Genomic DNA, 16,314 nt, shown 5'->3' with positions numbered 1-16,314 from the left:
GGTTCATCTCCGCCCGCCTGGTCCAGGACATGAACGATCACGTCTGTCTGGTCCAGGACATGGGCAATCACGTCGGCCTGGTCCAGGACGTGCCTGTGGACGACCACGTCGGCCTGGTCACCCGGCGAGGAGGGAACCCCCTCGCCGGGCGGCTGCGCTAGCGCCGCTGGGTGGCCCACTGGCGGATCTTGGCGATCCGCTCCTGGATCTCGGCGGCCGTGGCCTGGGCGATGGGCGGCCCGCCGCACGCCCGGCGCAGGTCCGAGTGGATGACACCGTGGGGTTGGCCGGTGCGGTGGTTCCAGGCGCCCACGAGGCCGTTGAGCTCCCGCCGGAGCTCGGCGATCTGCTCGTGCGGCGCCAGCGCGGGCGGTGCGCTCTCGGCCTTCTTGGCCTTGGCCGCCTGCTGGTCCGACTGCCGCTTGCGCAGCAGCGTGGCCACCTGGTCGGGCTCCAGCAGGCCGGGCAGGCCGAGGAAGTCCTCCTCCTCCGCCGAACCGACCTCCGCCCCGGTGCCGAACTCGCCGCCGTCGTAGAGCACCCGGTCGAACGTCGCCGAGGTCTCCATCATCTCGAACGGCAGCTCGTCACCAAGGACGTCTGGATTGTCCTTCTTCCTGTTGGCCTGTTCGAGCAGGCTGTCGTCCAGCCCGTCCTCCGGCGGACGGCGGTTGAGCACGTGGTCGCGCTCCAGCTCCATCTCGTTGGCCAGGCCCATGAGGGTCGGCACCGAGGGCAGGAACACCGAGGCCATCTCACCGCGCTTGCGGGCCCGCACGAAACGCCCGACCGCCTGGGCGAAGAACAGCGGCGTGGAGGTCGAAGTGGCGTAGACGCCCACGCACAGCCGCGGGATGTCGACGCCTTCGGACACCATCCGGACCGCCACCAGCCAGCGATCATTGGACGCGGCGAACTGCTTGATCTTGTTCGACGCCCCCGGATCGTCGGAGAGCACGACGGTGGCGCCCTCGCCGGAGATGTTGCGCAGGTGCCGGGCGTAGGCGCGGGCCGCCTCGTGGTCGGTCGCGATGACCAGGCCACCGGCGTCGGGGACACCGCGCCGCACCTCCGTCAGCCGCCGGTCGGCGGCCTCCATGACCTGGCGGATCCAGTCGCCCTTGGGGTCGAGCGCGGCGCGCCAGGCCTGGGAGAGCTGGTCCTTGGTGAGCGGCGTGCCCAGCGTGGCGGCGAGCTCGTCGCCCGCGCGGGTGCGCCACTTCATCTCCCCGGAGTAGGCCAGGAAGATGACCGGCCGGACGACGCCGTCGTCGAGGGCCGGGCCGTAGCCGTAGGAGAAGTCGGAGACGCTGCGCTTGAGGCCCTCGGTGTCCTCCTCGTAGCCGACGAACGGGATCGGGTTGTCGTCGGACCTGAAGGGCGTGCCGGTCAGCTGGAGCCTGCGGGTGGCCGGCTCGAACGCCTCACGGATGCCATCGCCCCACGACTTGGCGTCGCCCGCGTGGTGGATCTCGTCGAAGATGATGAGCGTCTTGCGGGCCTCCGTGCGCGCCCTGTGGAGGGCGGGGTGCATGGCGACCTGCGCGTAGGTCACGGCCACGCCGGTGTAGTCGCGGGAGGTGGCGCCCTGGCTGTTCTTGAACTCGGGGTCGATGCCGATGCCGACCTTGCTGGCGGCGTCGGCCCACTGGCGCTTGAGGTGCTCGGTGGGAGTGACGATGGTGATCGCCCGGATCACCCCATTGGCGAGCAGCTCGCTGGCGATGCGCAGGGCGTAGGTCGTCTTGCCCGCGCCCGGCGTCGCCACGGTGAGGAAGTCACGCGGCTCGCGCCTGAAATACAGGTCGAACGCCTCCTGCTGCCAGGCACGCAACTTGGGGGCGGTGCCCCATGCGGCGCGGTCGGGGTAGGAAGGCGAAAGGTGGGATGCGGCGAAGGTGCTCACCGCATCACCTCTGGGGTTCGTGTGCTTCGCTGTCTCACAGTGACCCAAGAGTAATCGGGCCCACCGACAAGACGTGCCGTGCACCGGGGATCCTGGCCAAGCTCATCCTTGCGTGCTAAGGGGCGTACGGGGCTTATCGCACGCTCGACATCACCGCGTCGAGCGCCTGCCTTCGGGTGGTTTCTTCGGGTTGGAGCAGGCCAACGAGCAGCACTGCCTTGCCGTCCCGGGTGAGGAGTGTGACACGTAGGTAGGCGGGTGTGTTCGCCACATCCTGGTATTGCGCTCGTAGCGCACGCGTGTGCCCTTGCGGGAGAACTTTGTCCTCCACGATGTCGACCTTGTCGCCTTTGAGCAGCAGCCTGGAGTACAGCTCCGCCGCGTCCTTTGTGGCCTTCGTCACGTCGGCCGTGGGATCGGGGACCGGCCTGGCCATGACGAGCGCGCCTCCGCTCCTGGCGGCCGAAGTGAATCCGGTCACAGGCGGCACCCCGGCCTCCTGCCACCCCGCCGGCAGCGTGATCGTCACCCCCGCCCGAGAGTCGCTCAGGCTCGCCGTCGCGGGCGTTGGGGCGACCAGCCGCAGTACGACCATGACCAGCGCCGCGATCAGCCCGGTGGCCAGGAGCAGTGTGAGCACCGCCCCGGCAGGCCGCCGCCACCGGCGCCCCCGTACCCGCCCTGACAGGCCGGGATCGGCGGGCACCCCGTAGTGGCGGGCGGACGGGGGCAGGGACTCCCAGGGCACCTGCGGATCGCCGTCGTCCCGCTCGAGCCCTCGCCCGGCGGTGCGCCGCAATTGCGGATTCCAGAGATCCTCCGGCTCGTCCCCCTCCTCGCCCTCGGGATCGCCCCTCCCGTGCCACGAATACCCCCCACCGACCTCGTCATCGTCGCTTGCAGACCCCCGCCGCACCCACCCGAGCCCCCCGGTCAAGGGACCGCGCCGCGCGGCCCCGCCATCGCGCTCGGGGCCCCGCCGTGAGGAACCGTCATCGTCCAGGGGGTCCCGCCGTGAAGCCTGGCCCTCGCGCAGGGGATCCCGCGCGGCCCGGCCATCGCGTAGAGGGTCCCGCGCCGTCCCGTCCTCGCGTAGAGGGTTCCGCGCGGCCTCGTCATCGCGCGGGGCGCCCCGCCGCGAGGACCCGCCATCGCGTACGGGCTCCCGCCGCCCGACCCGCGGGTACGGATCCCCGCCCCTGCGCCCCGGACTCGGCGCCTCCTCGCGCCGCTGAGACGCCGTGCCAGATGACCGCTGAGGCTCGGGGTCAGACGACTGCTGGGACTGGGGGTCAGACGACTGCTGGGACTGGGGCTCGGACGACTGCTGGGGCTCGGGGTCGTCGGGTGGAGGTGCGGGAGGTGTACGGCGGTGCCTGGCTCCCGAGCTCGGCGGCCAAACGCGGCGATCGTCCTCCATGACACCTCCTGCCCGCTGTCCTATCACTCCTGCCCGCGCGGGTCCGGCGTTCCGTGATCGCTGTGACAGGAGGGACAAGAATCACCCTTGAACCGGGTCAGTCGGAACGAGTGCGAGAGGCGAGAAGGGTCGCCGCGAGGGATATGGCCGACATCAGACAGCAGATGACCACGAAGCCCCGCGCGATCATCCCCGGGCTGTGCCCGATGACGTTGATCAGCGCGCCGCCGAGCCCCACCGCCAGCGCGGACCCCAGCATGTCCGTCACCGAGAGCGCGGCGGAGTTGGCCCCCTGCTCGTTGACCGGCGACTGCTTGAGCGCCGTGACGCTGACCGTGGTCATTCCTATGCCCATGCCGAACCCCGCCACGATCCACGCCGGCACCGCGACCCAGCCGGTGACCCCGGGCAGGACCGACAGCAGCCCGAGCAGTACCCCCGTCATGACGCAGGCGGCTCCCATCCTGATCCGCCTGTGCGGCTCGACCGAGCGCCTGCTCTGCAGGTAGGACCCGGTCGACCAGCCGAGGGCCCCGGTCGTGAGCGCGATGCCCGCCGCCGTGGGGCCGAACGACTTGACCTGCTGGAGGGCGAGGGGAATGAAGGAGTTCACGCCGAAGAAGGCCGCCGAGAACAGGCCCCGCATCATGATCGTGGTCGGCAGCCCCCGGCTGAAGCGCAGAGCGCCCGGCGGCAGCAGCTTGGCCAGGCCGTACCCGAGGCAGATCAGCCCCACCAGGACCGCGACGGCGCTCGGCACCGGCGAGACATGAAGCTTGTCCACGCCGTACAGCAACACGCCCGCCCCACCTGCTGAGGCGGTGGCGGCCACGGTCATCGCCAACGGCCTGGAACGCGCCCCCTCCACCGACCCACCACCCGCGCCAGACGAGCCAGACGAATCGGATGAGCCGAGCGAGCCCGATGACCTGGACGACCCGGACGACCCGGACGGCACCGACGAGCCGGGCAAGTCGGCCGAGCCCGCGTCCCCGGAGGCGTGGGACGCGTCCGGCTCGTGGGCGGGCTTGTTCAGGGCGGGGACCAGCATGACCAGGGCAGGCACCACGAGCGGGATGATCCCGAAGAACACCCACCGCCACCCCCACGTGTCCGCCACGAACCCGGCCACGGCCGGTCCGACCATGGCGGGCACCACCCACGCCGCCGACAGCCCCGCGAACACCTTCGGCCGCACGTCGGCCGGATACACCCGGGCGATCATCACGTACACGGCGACGATCGTGCATCCCGCGCCCAGCCCCTGCACGGCCCGCGCGGCCAGGAACAACACCTTGGTCGACGCCGCCCCCGCCAGCCCCATCCCGACCACGAACAGCACCACCCCGACCAGGAACGGGATCGTGTACCCCCGCCGGTCCGACCAGAGCCCGGACACCACGTTCGCGAACAGGCTGGCGATGAGGAAGGCCGAGAAGCTCAGGCCGTAGAGGTCGAGCGCGTCGAGTTGCTGGGAGATGACCGGCATGACGACGCCCACCGACATGCCCTCGAAGGCGATCAGCGTGATCACCAGCAGGATGCCGATGGTGGCCGTCCGATAGGCCGAACCGAAGATGCGAGGTTGATCGTACGGAGTGTCGAGTGCCTTCGGTGCTGTCACCCAAACATCCTAGTTGTGCCGCTATTTCAGGACGACGCGCCATCAGCGCGACGCCCATGTCATCGCGACGCCCCGTCAGAGGGCGGGCAGCGAGCCCCGACCCCGGTAGACGGCCCACATCTGGTGCATGCGTTTCGCCTGCTCAGCCGTGAACTCCCACATGCACCGGTCATGCGCGTAGTCCATGTAGTTGTGGATGGGGTCCAGACCCCGCTCCGCGCAGGTCTCCTTGGAGTCGGGGCAGCCCTCCGTGGGCCTGGCCTCGGGTGGGGTGTCGGCGATGCCGTCGCCCGGGTACGCGCAGCCGTTCTCGAAGGTGTGGAAGAGGCCGAGCCAGTGGCCGATCTCGTGTACGCCGGTGTAGCCGCGGTTGTAGTTGACCAGCGCGCCGCCGGGCAGGCTGCGCCAGTCGATGACGACGCCGTCGAGGGTGGGGCTGTCCTTGTACCAGTAGGGGTAGGTGGAGAAGCCGAGGACGAGGTCGCCCAGCTGGCCGATATAGAGGTTCAGGGTCTCGGGGCCGCCGCGGCGCAGGGCGGACTTCATGGCGCGCTCGTTGCCGATCGGGTCGATGAACCAGGAGGCGTCCTCCTTGACCGAGATGCCGTCGAGGCGGAAGCGCACCCCGGTGGCGGCGCCGCCCAGCGCGCCGCTGTAGGCGGAGTTGAGCGCGTCGATCTGCGCCCTGACGTCCGCGTTGGAGGCCCGCCTGGCGCCGTCGGTGAGTACGTGCACCCAGGTAGGAACGATCACCTCGTCCGGGACCGTCACTCCGGCGAGCCGCTGGGCGAGCTCGTCCAGCACCTGCTCCACGTCCCGTGGCCTGGGCTGCCGCGGCCCCAAGGACCGCGGATCGTCCCCCAGCCCCCCACCCGGCCTGGGCAACCCACCGTCGCGGGCCACGGCGCCATCGTGGGCAGCGCGCAGACCCACCTCGCGCGGCGAGTCCGCGGCGGCGCAGTCAGGTGCGGCCGGGGCCCCCGAGGCGGGACGGAGCGGCGGTGTGAGCCCGGCCGCGAGCAGGCATGCCAACGAGACGGCGGTCGCGCGCCGGGCCATGCAATCCCCCGTTACGGTATGAGTAGGTCCGTATGCAGACCGTAGCTCTACCGTGGGTGATCACACGTGATCAACACTCACTCGTTGTCGTCGTCGCCGCCCGACGGCAGCCCCTCGTAGATCTCCTTGCACTCGGGGCACACCGGATATTTCTTGGGGTCGCGGCTGGGCACCCAGACCTTGCCGCACAGGGCCCGGATCGGCGTGCCGGTTACCATGCTCTCGGTGATCTTGTGCTTGTCCGCGTAGTGCGCGAACCGCTCATGATCGCCGTCGCCATGCGACGTCCGCGGGGTGGTCTCCTGCTCAGGGAGGATCTTCGTGCTCACGCCACCGAGTCTATGCCCGCCTCCGAGCGCGTCTTCCCGGTCGAGATCGTTCAGCCCACCCCTTGGACACGCGTACGGCCCCCGCCACCAGGCGAGGGCCGTACAGATGAAAAGAAGGGTCAGCCCATGTGCACCGGCGCGCCCTCGGTCTTGCGGCCGCTCTTGACGAACAGCGCCAGGACCGCGGTGAGGACCGCGATGCAGGTGCTGACCAGGAAGGCCAGGTGCATGCCGTCCATGAACGCGTTGTGCACGGCCCCGCCCACCAGTTGCTGGAGCTGCTGCGGGGTGCCGGCCGGGAGCCCGCCGAACGCGGCGGCCTTCTCCAGCAGCGACAGCTGGTCCGCCGGGAGCCCCTTGGCCGTCTGGCCGAGGTAGCCGGGCAGCTTGCTGGAGATCTCGGAGGCCATGACGGCGCCCAGGATCGCGGTGCCGAGCGCGCCGCCGACCTGCATGGCCGACTGCTGCAGACCGCCCGCGACACCGCTGAGCTGGATCGGGGCGTTGCCCACGATGATCTCGGTGGCGCCGACGAAGACCGGCGAGAGGCCGAACGCCAGCAGTACGAACGGGATGCCGCTCTCGATGAACGAGGCGTCGATGCTCAGCTGCGACATGAGGAACATCGCGGCCGCGGTGATCAGCAGGCCGGTGGCCATCGTGATCTTCGGGCCGACCCTGCCGATCATCATGCCGGCCAGCGGCGAGGCCACGATCATGCCGGCGCTCATCGGCAGCATGCGCAGGCCCGCGTCCAGCGGGCTCAGACCGTGAACGCCCTGGAAGAAGAAGCCGAGGAAGAACATCGCGCCGAACATCGCGAACGCCACCATCATCATCAGCACGGTACCGATGGAGATGGACGGGTTCTTGAACAGCGACAACGGGACCAGCGGCTCCTTGGCCTTGCTCTGCCAGAAGATGAAGGCGGCGATGAGCACCACGAAGCCGGCGATGAAGGCGAGCGTCGTGCTGTCGCCCCAGCCCCACTCGGGGGCCTTGATGATCGTCCAGACGAGCGCGAACATCGCGCCCGACAGCAGCACCACGCCGAGCCAGTCGATCCTGGCCAGCGACGGGACGCGGTTCTCCTTGATGAGGAAGATGCCCATGATCAGGGCGATGATCCCGACCGGCGCGTTGATGAAGAAGACGGACTGCCAGCTGACGTTCTCGACCAGGACGCCGCCCACGATCGGGCCGGCCGCGCTGGACAGGCCGATGATGGCGCCCCAGGCGCCCATGGCCGCGTTCAGCTTCTCACCGGGGAAGGCACCACGCAGCAGGGCAAGGGCGGCAGGCTGAAGCAGGGCGCCGAACAGGCCCTGCAGCACGCGCAGCGCGATCAGCGCGCCGACCGGCGACAGGCCAGGAATGATGTCCGACAGCTGCTGGCTGAGGCCGATGCCGATCGAGGAGAGCGCGAACCCCGCAACGCCGATCAGGAAGACACGCTTGTGTCCGAACAGGTCCCCGAGCTTGCCCGCCGTGATCAGGAACACCGCCAGCGCCAGCAGGTAACCGCTGGTCACCCACTGCAGATCGGACAGCGAAGCGCCCAGATCGTGCTGGATGGACGGGTTGGCGATGCCGACCACTGTGCCGTCGAGCATCACCATGATGACGCCCAGGCAGACCGCCAGAAGCACCAGCCATGGGTTGCCGCCCCCGGTCCCCGTCTCCCTGGGGCCGGGCGACGACGGCGCGTCGACCGTCCTCGCGTGAGCCATGAAGTCCCCCTCAATGCCGCCCCATAACGGGGCATAAGTCACTTAAGCCTCAGGTAATCTATGGCAGTCCATGACAGATGACAAACGAGTTTTATTTGTCGGACTATGACTTATGGCACACTATGACAGGAAGGTTTCTAGGGAGTGACGCAAGTGGGTCTAAGGGAACGCAAGAAGGAGAAGACGCGCCTGGCGATCCTCGACGCCGCGCTCGACCTGTTCCTCGAACAAGGGTACGACTCGACCACCGTGGACCAGATAGCGGGGTCGGTCGAGATCTCCCCGCGGACGTTCTTCCGCTACTTCACCAGCAAGGACCATCTCGTGCTCTGGTACCACGACCAGGGCGAGGAGATCATGCAGGAGACCCTGCGGACCCGCCCGGCCGATGAGCCCCCGTTCACCTCGATGATCCACGCGGTGCGCGCGGTCGCGCACGACATGGACGACTCAACACCCGAGGACACGGCGAGATTCCTGAAGTTGCGGCGGCTTCTTGAGGAGAATCCGCGCCTGGTCGGCCTGTCTGTCGCCAGAGGCGCGGAGACGGAGCGGCGCCTGGCCGTCGAGATCGCCGCCCGCAGGGGCGTCGACGTTACGACCGATCAGCGTTCGCACCTTATCGTCGCGTTCGCGATGTCGATCCTCCGGGTCGGGTTCGAGTGCCCGCAGGCCGACTTGACGGACGTACGGATCATCGTGGACCGCATGGAGGAGACTCTCGAACTCGCCCAGAACGCCTTCCGCCCCGGCTGGGACGTCTAGCTCGGCGCCGGATCGTCGCTCGCGGACACCGCTAGTTCAGTGTCGGGTCGTCCGGGCAGGTTGCCACGAAGGCCAGTTCGCCCGGCTGACGCCGGAGGACGTTGCGCCACAGGGAGCCGGGGTCGGTGTGGAAGGTGTCGCCCACCTCCGAGTCGACGACGTACCAAGCCCCTTCGGCGATCTCGCTCGCCAGTTGCCCGGACGTCCAGCCGGCATAACCGGCGAAGATTCGCATCTGCGCGATCTCGCCCTGCAGGATCTCCGGCGGCGCGTCCAGGTCGACGGTGCCCAGGCGGGAGACGGCGGGTGTGCCCGCGTGCAGCCTGCGCCAGCCCAGCGGCTCCTCGCCGCTCGGCACCGCGGCCAGCGCCAGCGCGCTGTCGGTCTGCACCGGACCGCCCTCGAACAGCACAGGTGGCCCGGTCACCAGCGGGTCCCACACCGGCAGCACCTGCGTCACCGAGATGTCGCTCGGCCTGTTCAGCACTACGCCGAGAGTGCCGCCGTCGAGGTCGTGTTCGAGGATCAGCACGACGCTACGACGGAAGTTGGGGTCGTCGAGAAGCGGCGTCGCCACCAGTAAACCGCCGACGTAGATCGCTTCCGCCATACCTCCATCATGAAGGGTCAACCCCACATCTCGCTCCCCCACCACCTGGATGTTACTTTCTGTAGTCATATGGGCACCATAGGTATCAAGATCGCCATCCTGTGGGGCTCGGGAGGAGCTAATGCCCATCGCGAACCGTCGCACGCTCGCCCTCCTGCCACTCGGCGCGTGGCTGCTCCTCCCCGCGACCATGGGGGCCTGGGCGGGATCCCATCCCGGTGACCCGTTCACGATGTCCGCCGGGTGGACCGACTGCGGGAGCGGGCGGACGCTGGTCACGTTGCGCAACCAGACTCGCGAGCCGGCCCGCTTCGACCTCAAGGCCGGCTCGACCAGCCTCGCCACCGGATCCATCCCCGCCCGCAAGTCGGTGACCCGGAACGTCCATGTCCGCCGGGGCCACAGCATGGAGATCGAGGCGTTCTCGGTCACCGCCGACCAGCCCGACACGCTGATCGACTCGACGCGGGTACGCAACAGCTGCTCCCGACGCCAGAGTCGCCACCTCCCCCATACGAGCCGCCACCTCCCCCGCACCGGCCCGCCGACCGACCTGCTCGCCAAACTGGCCACGGCGGGTGGACTGCTCCTCACCGGCGCGGTCTTCTGGTGGTACAGCTCCGTCTGGCCACGCGGGTCCTTCTGATCCCACACGACCCGAGCCCGAACGACCCGATCGCGCATGGCCTGGTCCCGTACGGTCCGAGCCCGTACGCCCTGATCTCACGCCTGATCCCGTGCGGCAACGCGACGGGCAAGGCCGTCACCCGATGAAGGCCCCATTGCGGGCCGCCACGAGAGCGCGCGTCGCCGACCGCTCGGCCGTCGCCTTGTCCACCGGCTCCTTGGTGACCAGCAGGCGGTAGTAGAGGGGGGCCGAGATCGCCCGGATGACCTCGTGGCCGTCGGTGCCCTCCGGGAGCTCGCCGCGCCCGATCGCCAGGTCGATTGATTTGCCCCACTCCGCGATCCGGCGCTCGTAGAAGGTGCTCAGGGCGGCCGCCGCCTCCTTGTCGCAGGTGGCCGCCGCGATGACGGCCTGCAGCGTGGCGCCCAGGCGTTCGTCCGTGATGGCGGCCAGGACGCTCAGGGCGTTGGCGCGCAGGTCCTCCTCGATCGTGCCGGTGTCCGCGTGCGCGGCGGACTGGTCGGCCAGCTCGGTCATGAGGTCGGCCACCAAGCCCGCCGTACCGGCCCAGCGGCGGTAGACCGTGGTCTTCCCGACGCCCGCCCGGGCGGCCACCGCGTCCATGCTGAGGCCGTGGAAGCCGTGGAGCACCAACTCGTCCTGGGTGGCTTCCAGAACCGCCGCCCGAACCCGGGCCGTGCGGCCACCGGGGCGCACCGTTCCAGCCAAACGGGAATCCTGTTCCATTAAGGCTCCTTAGCGTGCTAGCGTCATCTCATCTTAACGGAACTAGAGACCCATTAGGGGGATGACATGTCCGTGGCCTTGCAAGCCGTCCGTATGACGGGGCGGCAGCGGCTGGTCCTGGTGCTGTTGCTCGGCTCCCAGTTCATGCTCGCCGTCGACTTCTCCATCCTGAACGTCGCCCTGCCGGTGATCGGCGCCGGACTCGGGTTCGAGCTGGCCGACCTGCAGTGGGTGGCTACCGCGTTCGCGCTCGCGGCGGCCGGGTTCACGTTGCTGTTCGGCCGGATCGCGGACCTGTTCGGGCGACGCCGGTTGTTCCTGGGCGGGATGGCGCTGCTCGGGCTCTCCTCGCTGGCCGGCGGGCTGGCCGGCTCGCACGGCATGCTCCTGGTCGCCAGGGTGGCCCAGGGGCTGGCCACCGCCGCCGTCACCCCGGCCGCTCTGGCGCTGCTGACCACCTCGTTCCCCGAGGGGCCGCTGCGGGCGCGCGCGCTGGGACTGAACGGGGCACTCATGTCAGCCGGATTCACCTCCGGAGCGATCCTGGGCGGGCTGCTGACGGACCTGCTGAGCTGGCGGTGGGCGTTCTTCGTGAACGTCCCGGTCGCGCTCGCCGTCCTGGCCGCCGCCCCGGCCCTGCCCGCCGAGAGCCGCCCCGCGGACCGGCCCAAGATGGACCTTCCGGGCGCGGTGACAGTGACCACGGGCCTGCTGGCCCTGGTGTACGGACTCACCCGCGCGGGCGAACACGGCTTCGCCGACCCGGCCGGGATCGGCGGGCTGCTGACGGGGGCGGGGCTGCTGGTCACGTTCTGGTTCGTCGAACGGCGGGCGCAGGCACCGCTGGTGCCGGTGACGATCCTGGCCAGGGCCAGCGTGAAGTGGGGCAACCTCGCGGGGTTGGTCGCGTTCGCCACGGAGACCTCACTGGTCTTCCTCATGACCCTCTACCTGCAGAAGGTCCTCGGCTACTCGCCCCTGGCCACGGGGATGGCGTTCGGCGTGCTCGGGCTCGGCACGGTTCTCGGCGGACTCGCGGCCCCGCGCGTGCTGTCCCGCCTCGGCAACCGCAGGACACTGGCGACCGGCTTCGCGGTGCAGGCCGCGGCGACGGCGGCGTTGGCCCTGCTCGGCCCGGAGGCAGGCTGGATCTGGCTGCTCCTGGTGGCCACCTTCGTCGGCGGTGTCGGCAACATGCTGGCGATCGTCGCCTTCATGGTGACCGCCACCTCGGGCCTGCCCGCCTCCGAACAGGGCCTGGCGACGGGACTGGCCACCATGACGCAGCAGATCGGCATCACGATGGGCATCCCGATCATGAGCGCGATAGCGACGGCCGCCATGGGCACGATCCTGCGAGGAGTGACGACCGCGGTCCTGATCAACGCGGCCCTGGTCCTGGCCATGGCAGCCCACACCGCGCTCAGAAGGGAAGATCGCACAGGAACGCAGCCAGCCGGCCGCTGAACATCTCCGACGAGGCGGGCGCCGGGGACCGGTCACCACCCACGGCCGGCGCCACAACCTCGTCCTCCGGGCGGACTACCGCATCATCCCACCGGTCACGGAAGAGTCGCCACCGGCTCAGAAGACGCCGTAACGGCGCCCCGCCACGCACCGGTCAGCGGCCGTCTTCCTGGAGGCCCTCAACCCCGGTCGGCGGGTGGCGGTGGGAGCGGCTGTGCCGTAAAGAAGGCGATTGTCTGCTTCTAAAAAGCAATCAGGCTTCTGTGAAGCCCCGCGCACGCCCACCCGCCGAGTCGCGGACGGCGGCGGCCACGGCCGTCGCCACGTCCGGGTGGAACACGCTGGGCACGATGTAGTTGGGCCCGAGCTCCTCCGGAGACACCACGGCCGCCAGCGCGTGCGCCGCCGCCAGCAGCATCTCCTGGCTCACCTCGGTCGCCTGGGCGTCGAGCAGGCCGCGGAACACGCCCGGGAACGCCAGCACGTTGTTGATCTGGTTGGGATAGTCGGAGCGGCCGGTCGCCACCACGGCCGCGTGCTCGCGGGCGTCGTCGGGCGACACCTCGGGCTCCGGGTTGGCCAGGGCGAACACCACCGCGCCGTCGGCCATCGTGGCGATGTCGTCGCCGGTCAGGATGCCCGGCGCGGACACCCCGATGAACACGTCGGCGCCCTTGACCGCCCCGCGCAGGTCGCCCGAGTAGCCTTCGGCGTTGGTGTGGTCGGCGATCCAGTGGAGCGACTCGTCGAGGTCGTCGCGACCCTTGTGCACGGCGCCGAGGTAGTCGCAGACGATGACGTTGCGCGCGCCCGCCGCGAGCAGCAGGCGCAGCACCGCGTTGCCCGCCGCGCCCGCGCCCGCCATGGCGATCTTGACGCCCTCGATGGGCTTGCCCACCACGCGCAGCGCGTTGGTGAGCGCGGCCAGCACGCAGATGGCGGTGCCGTGCTGGTCGTCGTGGAAGACCGGGATGTCGAGCAGTTCGCGCAGCCGCCGCTCGACCTCGAAGCAGCGCGGCGCGCCGATGTCCTCGAGGTTGATGCCGCCGAAGCCGGGCGCGATGACCTGGACCGTGCGGACGATCTCGTCGACGTCCTGCGTGTCGAGGCAGATCGGCCAGGCGTCGATGCCCGCGAAGCGTTTGAACAGGGCCGCCTTGCCCTCCATGACCGGCAGCGCCGCCTCCGGGCCGATGTTGCCCAGGCCGAGCACGGCGGAGCCGTCGGTGACGACGGCGACCGTGTTGCGCTTGATGGTCAGGCGCCGCGCGTCCTCCTTGTTGCGCGCGATGGCCATCGACACGCGCGCCACACCGGGGGTGTAGGCCATGGACAGCTCGTCGCGGTTGCGCAGCGGGACCTTCGACACCATCTCGATCTTGCCGCCGAGGTGCATGAGGAAGGTGCGGTCGGAGACCTTGTGGATGACCACGCCGTCGACGGATTCGAGCTGGTCGACGATCTCCTGCGCGTGGTCGGTGTCCCTGGCCGCGCAGGTGACGTCGATGCGCAGCTTCTCGTGACCCGCGTTGGTGACGTCGAGCGCGGTGACCACACCACCCGCCGACTCCACGGCGTGGGTGAGCTGGCTGACGGCCTTGCCGCCTGCGGGCACCTCAAGCCGCACGGTGATCGAGTACGAGACACTAGGGACGGTCGCCACGTCAATTGCTCCTTCGGGACTGACCAAGAAGTTATCCCATGGTAGGGCGGGTTCGGTCAGTCGAGTGCCTCGGCCGCCGTCGCGATCAAATCTACGCACGTCGCTACAGGAATACTCGTACTATCGATAACCAGGTGATATAGGGACGAATCCGACGGGTCCGCCCGATAGAAGTGGCGCACGTACGCCGTGCGCGCGCGGTCGTTGTCCTCGACGATCTTGCGCGCCTCGCGCTCGCTGAGCTCGCCCAGCGTGGCGGTCTGCCGTACCCGGCGTTTGAGCGGAGCGTCGAGCCTGACGTGCAGCGCGCCGGGATGGTCGGCCAGCACGAGAGCGCCCGCCCTGCCCAGGAAGACACCGCCCCGGTCCCGCGCCGTGTCCACGAGCAGGCGTTCGGTACGGCGGACGAACTCCTCCTGCGCGATCGGCATCGCGCCGGGGACGTACATGTCGACGCCGCCGAAGGTGACCGTCGGCAGCCGCATCGCGCCGGAGAGCAGCCGGCCGAGGCCGTGTTCGGCCCGGTCGTCGTGGGCCAGCGCCTCCTCCAGCGTGCAGCCGAGCTCCTCGGCGACGGCGCTGGGGATGGCCCGATCGACGAAGGGCACGCCCAAGCGTTCGGCCACGGCCGGACCTATGTGGCTACCGGCCGTGCCATATGTCGCCGAGATCGTGACGACCCGCATATAACCAGGTTAGAACAACGCGCTGGACAAAGCTCTACGTGCCTTGGCCAAAGAAGGGTCTTCGGCGGGTAGCGCGTCGAACAGGCCGAGCAGGTGACGCCTGGCCTTGTCCCGGTCGTCGCCCGAGGTGCGCTTGACCACGCCGATGATCCGGTCGAACGCCTCGTCGATCGCGCCCGACAGCATCTCCAGGTCGGCGGCGAGCAGCTGGGCGTCGATGTCGGCCGGGTCCTGCAGGCGACGCTGCACGTCGGCCGGGTCGACGTCGGCGGTCCGCTTGATCAGGCCGACCCCCGCCAGCCCCATCTTCGCGTCCTCGTTGGCCGGCGAGCGGGCCAGCAGCCGCTGGTAGGCCGCCTCGGCGGCGTCGAGGTCGCCCTTGTCGACGGCCTCCTCGGCGGCCAGCACGTCGGGGTCGGCGGGCGGGCCGGCGGGCTCGTCCTGCTGCTCTCCCACGTCGGCCGGGCGGGCGTCAGGGTTGGCCTGGTAGAACTGCTCGACGGCGCCCATCAGCTCGTCGAGCCAGCGGCGCACCTCCTGCTCGGGCAGCACCTGCTGGAAGCCGGTGACGGCCTGCCCCTGGAAGATGGCCAGCACGGTCGGCACCGCCTGCACCCGCAGCGCCTGCGCGATCTGCGGGCTGCCGTCGACGTTGACCTTGGCCAGGATCGCCCGGCCGCCCATGTCGCCGACCACTTTCTCCAGCACCGGGCTGAGCTGGGCGCTACCGGGAGCACGTGGCGACCACAGGTCGAGGACGACCGGCACGCTCATCGAGCGGTCGATGACCTCGGTAGTGAACGTCTCCTCGGTCACGTCGATGATCGAACCCGACGCGGCCGCCTGGGGACCCCCGGCCTCCCGCCGGGACTGTGCCTCGAGTGCCTGCTTACGCGCGCCCAGATCAACGGCTCCGTAGAGCGACCCAGGCCTAGAGAAGTCCGCCATGCTCCTCATCTTGCCGCATGGACGCGGCGGAGAAGTCACCCGCCGCCACCCTCAGCGTGCGCAACCGGTCAAAGAGCTGCCGCAGCTCGTCCTCGCCGTACATGGTCAGACCGAAGTCCGCCGCCATCAGATCGGCCGTGGCCCGTTGTACGACGTCACGTCCGGCGTCGGTGATCTCGGCGAGCACCCCGCGGCCGTCCTGCGGATTGGGCATCCGGCAGACGAATCCCGACTTCTCCAGCCGGTCGATGGTGTTGGTCACACTCGTCGGATGCACCATGAGCCGCTCGCCGATCTTCCACAGCGGAAGGGCTCCGGACCTGCTGAAGGTCAGCAGCACCAGGGCCTCGTACCTGGCGAAGGTCAGCCCGTACGGCTTGAGGAGCGAGTCGAGTTGCGACAGCAGGATCTGGTGGGCTCTCATGATCGAGGTGACGGCGGCCATGGCGGAGGAGGCCCCGAAGTGAGCGCGCCAGGTCTCCGCGGCGCGGTCGATGGGATCGAACGGCAGGTTGAGCGGCTTGGGCTGCGACACAGCGCTACCGTAGCGCGCCGCTCGTCCTGATTAGTATGGTTACGGAGAGCGATCGGACTCACGGCTTGACCAAGAATCCGGACGTCAATCATCACGCTCCGTTATGGTTCTCGCATCGATGGTGACGCGGAAGCCAAGTTCATTCGCCGTGGGGACCGGCCCGAACTGAATCGCTTCCGCCGCGCCGACATCGGGGC

16 protein-coding genes are annotated in these 16,314 nt (G+C 69.6%); 4 read left to right on the top strand and 12 right to left on the bottom strand.

Annotation, left to right across the window (positions count from 1 at the left end; all coding sequences use genetic code 11):
• The first annotated feature begins 29 nt into the window (after positions 1-29).
• A complete protein-coding gene (locus ACGFJ2_RS09990) occupies positions 30-161 on the top strand; it encodes a hypothetical protein (protein ID WP_393466665.1) in 132 nt (43 codons plus the stop codon).
• Here the strand turns inward: ACGFJ2_RS09990 and ACGFJ2_RS09985 are convergent.
• The 6 genes from ACGFJ2_RS09985 to ACGFJ2_RS09960 form a co-directional block, all read right to left on the bottom strand.
• Entirely contained in the window at positions 158-1,906 is a 1,749-nt protein-coding gene (locus ACGFJ2_RS09985; protein WP_357942745.1) for a DEAD/DEAH box helicase, read from the bottom strand. The genes ACGFJ2_RS09990 and ACGFJ2_RS09985 overlap by 4 nt on opposite strands.
• 133 nt (positions 1,907-2,039) lie before the next feature.
• Complete coding sequence (locus ACGFJ2_RS09980; RefSeq protein WP_357942743.1) at positions 2,040-2,705, bottom strand: hypothetical protein; 666 nt, start codon at positions 2,703-2,705, stop codon at positions 2,040-2,042.
• A 718-nt stretch (positions 2,706-3,423) separates the two neighbouring features.
• Positions 3,424-4,950, bottom strand: coding sequence for an MFS transporter (locus tag ACGFJ2_RS09975; protein WP_357942741.1), 1,527 nt, complete (start codon positions 4,948-4,950; stop codon positions 3,424-3,426).
• 75 nt (positions 4,951-5,025) lie between these two features.
• Positions 5,026-6,009 (bottom strand): zinc metalloprotease, encoded by a 984-nt coding sequence (locus tag ACGFJ2_RS09970; protein WP_357942739.1) that lies wholly within the window; start codon positions 6,007-6,009, stop codon positions 5,026-5,028.
• 77 nt (positions 6,010-6,086) lie between these two features.
• A complete protein-coding gene (locus tag ACGFJ2_RS09965) occupies positions 6,087-6,338 on the bottom strand; it encodes a DUF3039 domain-containing protein (RefSeq protein ID WP_357646610.1) in 252 nt (83 codons plus the stop codon).
• 119 nt (positions 6,339-6,457) lie between these two features.
• Positions 6,458-8,068 carry an MFS transporter gene (locus tag ACGFJ2_RS09960; RefSeq protein ID WP_393466659.1) on the bottom strand — a complete coding sequence of 537 codons (1,611 nt, stop codon included), beginning with the start codon at positions 8,066-8,068 and terminating at the stop codon, positions 6,458-6,460.
• Positions 8,069-8,221: 153 nt separating this feature from the next.
• On the opposite strand from ACGFJ2_RS09960, the gene ACGFJ2_RS09955 reads away from it, so the two are divergent.
• On the top strand, positions 8,222-8,833 hold the full coding sequence (locus ACGFJ2_RS09955; RefSeq protein ID WP_358197190.1) for a TetR family transcriptional regulator: 612 nt from the start codon (positions 8,222-8,224) through the stop codon (positions 8,831-8,833).
• A 31-nt stretch (positions 8,834-8,864) separates the two neighbouring features.
• Here ACGFJ2_RS09955 and ACGFJ2_RS09950 read toward each other — a convergent pair whose 3' ends face one another.
• The gene (locus ACGFJ2_RS09950) at positions 8,865-9,443 is read right to left on the bottom strand and encodes a YqgE/AlgH family protein (protein ID WP_225290402.1); all 579 of its coding nucleotides are present in this window, start codon (positions 9,441-9,443) and stop codon (positions 8,865-8,867) included.
• 121 nt (positions 9,444-9,564) lie between these two features.
• Here ACGFJ2_RS09950 and ACGFJ2_RS09945 point away from each other — a divergent pair, with 121 nt between their 5' ends.
• Positions 9,565-10,089 (top strand): hypothetical protein, encoded by a 525-nt coding sequence (locus tag ACGFJ2_RS09945; RefSeq protein WP_393466656.1) that lies wholly within the window; start codon positions 9,565-9,567, stop codon positions 10,087-10,089.
• 117 nt (positions 10,090-10,206) lie between these two features.
• Here ACGFJ2_RS09945 and ACGFJ2_RS09940 read toward each other — a convergent pair whose 3' ends face one another.
• Complete coding sequence (locus tag ACGFJ2_RS09940) at positions 10,207-10,818, bottom strand: TetR/AcrR family transcriptional regulator (protein ID WP_357942731.1); 612 nt, start codon at positions 10,816-10,818, stop codon at positions 10,207-10,209.
• A gap of 66 nt (positions 10,819-10,884) precedes the next feature.
• On the opposite strand from ACGFJ2_RS09940, the gene ACGFJ2_RS09935 reads away from it, so the two are divergent.
• Positions 10,885-12,285 carry an MFS transporter gene (locus tag ACGFJ2_RS09935; RefSeq protein ID WP_393466652.1) on the top strand — a complete coding sequence of 467 codons (1,401 nt, stop codon included), beginning with the start codon at positions 10,885-10,887 and terminating at the stop codon, positions 12,283-12,285.
• 253 nt (positions 12,286-12,538) lie between these two features.
• On the opposite strand, the gene ACGFJ2_RS09930 is transcribed toward ACGFJ2_RS09935, so the two are convergent.
• From ACGFJ2_RS09930 to ACGFJ2_RS09915, 4 genes are read right to left on the bottom strand one after another with little or no spacing between them, the layout of a single operon-like run.
• Positions 12,539-13,948, bottom strand: coding sequence for an NAD-dependent malic enzyme (locus ACGFJ2_RS09930; RefSeq protein ID WP_357942727.1), 1,410 nt, complete (start codon positions 13,946-13,948; stop codon positions 12,539-12,541).
• Between the two features lie 56 nt (positions 13,949-14,004).
• Positions 14,005-14,634 carry a cytidylate kinase-like family protein gene (locus tag ACGFJ2_RS09925; protein ID WP_357942725.1) on the bottom strand — a complete coding sequence of 210 codons (630 nt, stop codon included), beginning with the start codon at positions 14,632-14,634 and terminating at the stop codon, positions 14,005-14,007.
• 9 nt (positions 14,635-14,643) lie between these two features.
• Complete coding sequence (locus ACGFJ2_RS09920) at positions 14,644-15,582, bottom strand: tetratricopeptide repeat protein (protein ID WP_357942723.1); 939 nt, start codon at positions 15,580-15,582, stop codon at positions 14,644-14,646.
• A complete protein-coding gene (locus tag ACGFJ2_RS09915) occupies positions 15,566-16,117 on the bottom strand; it encodes a MarR family winged helix-turn-helix transcriptional regulator (RefSeq protein ID WP_393466648.1) in 552 nt (183 codons plus the stop codon). Before ACGFJ2_RS09915 ends, ACGFJ2_RS09920 begins: the two co-directional genes overlap by 17 nt.
• Positions 16,118-16,314 lie beyond the last annotated feature (197 nt).

It is taken from the genome of Nonomuraea sp. NPDC049028, assembly GCF_043197735.1.
Lineage (GTDB): Bacteria > Actinomycetota > Actinomycetes > Streptosporangiales > Streptosporangiaceae > Nonomuraea.
This window is presented reverse-complemented; position numbering and strand designations above follow the sequence as displayed.

What these genes read in the sequence shown, in the direction of transcription:
- ACGFJ2_RS09940 (WP_357942731.1), bottom strand. Translation starts at nt 10,818, where the DNA reads ATGGAACAGGATTCCCGTTTGGCTGGAACGGTGCGCCCCGGTGGCCGC.
- ACGFJ2_RS09920 (WP_357942723.1), bottom strand. Translation starts at nt 15,582, where the DNA reads ATGGCGGACTTCTCTAGGCCTGGGTCGCTCTACGGAGCCGTTGATCTG.
- ACGFJ2_RS09945 (WP_393466656.1), top strand. Translation starts at nt 9,565, where the DNA reads ATGCCCATCGCGAACCGTCGCACGCTCGCCCTCCTGCCACTCGGCGCG.
- ACGFJ2_RS09950 (WP_225290402.1), bottom strand. Translation starts at nt 9,443, where the DNA reads ATGGCGGAAGCGATCTACGTCGGCGGTTTACTGGTGGCGACGCCGCTT.
- ACGFJ2_RS09990 (WP_393466665.1), top strand. Translation starts at nt 30, where the DNA reads ATGAACGATCACGTCTGTCTGGTCCAGGACATGGGCAATCACGTCGGC.
- ACGFJ2_RS09925 (WP_357942725.1), bottom strand. Translation starts at nt 14,634, where the DNA reads ATGCGGGTCGTCACGATCTCGGCGACATATGGCACGGCCGGTAGCCAC.
- ACGFJ2_RS09970 (WP_357942739.1), bottom strand. Translation starts at nt 6,009, where the DNA reads ATGGCCCGGCGCGCGACCGCCGTCTCGTTGGCATGCCTGCTCGCGGCC.
- ACGFJ2_RS09935 (WP_393466652.1), top strand. Translation starts at nt 10,885, where the DNA reads ATGTCCGTGGCCTTGCAAGCCGTCCGTATGACGGGGCGGCAGCGGCTG.
- ACGFJ2_RS09960 (WP_393466659.1), bottom strand. Translation starts at nt 8,068, where the DNA reads ATGGCTCACGCGAGGACGGTCGACGCGCCGTCGTCGCCCGGCCCCAGG.